This window comes from Cellulomonas fimi (assembly GCF_028527925.1).
Taxonomy (GTDB): domain Bacteria; phylum Actinomycetota; class Actinomycetes; order Actinomycetales; family Cellulomonadaceae; genus Cellulomonas; species Cellulomonas fimi_C.
Genome location: NZ_JAPESW010000186.1, coordinates 1 through 528 on the forward strand (window position 1 = coordinate 1; position 528 = coordinate 528).

Annotated in this window: 2 protein-coding genes; one reads left to right on the forward strand and one right to left on the reverse strand. The window is 59.1% G+C overall.

Going from position 1 to position 528, the window contains the following annotated elements:
- Positions 1 to 243: SURF1 family cytochrome oxidase biogenesis protein (locus OMK64_RS21595; protein WP_524536926.1), on the reverse strand; the 243-nt coding region annotated here is incomplete at its 3' end.
- On the opposite strand from OMK64_RS21595, the gene OMK64_RS21600 reads away from it, so the two are divergent.
- The gene (locus OMK64_RS21600) at positions 242 to 445 is read left to right on the forward strand and encodes a twin transmembrane helix small protein (protein WP_016978774.1); all 204 of its coding nucleotides are present in this window, start codon (positions 242 to 244) and stop codon (positions 443 to 445) included. The genes OMK64_RS21595 and OMK64_RS21600 overlap by 2 nt on opposite strands.
- Positions 446 to 528 lie beyond the last annotated feature (83 nt).

A 528-nucleotide genomic window follows, 5' to 3' on the forward strand; every position in this document is an offset into this window, starting at 1 on the left:
GGCCGGGTCCGCCATGTCGCTAAGTTGCGCGCTGCTGATCGGATCTGCCCCGCGCCGCTCGGCGTAGCTGTCCACCAGCAGCTGTTTTTCATGGCCGCGAGACAACTGCCAGAACCCCAGGCCGACCATCAACGGCAGCAGCACCAACACCACCAATGTCGGTGCGATTCCTGGCCGAAAGCATTTTATGGCGCTGGCTATACTTGTTTTCATTGCCCGCCCATCCCGTTGGAGCCAGACCATGCTCAAAGCCGCTATTGCCCTGATGCTGATCGCGACCGTTGTGAGCCTGTTCAGTGGCTTGTTCTTTCTGGTCAAGGACGAGGGCAACTCCAATCGCCTCGTCACTGCCTTGACCGTGCGTGTCGTACTGGCCGTGATCACCGTGGCGCTGATCGCCTGGGGCTTTTTCAGCGGCCAGCTGGTGTCTCACGCACCGTGGTAAGGCTTCTCACAGCACATAGACGAAGAAAAACAGCCCGATCCACACCACATCCACAAAGTGCCAATACCAACTGCCCGCCTCGA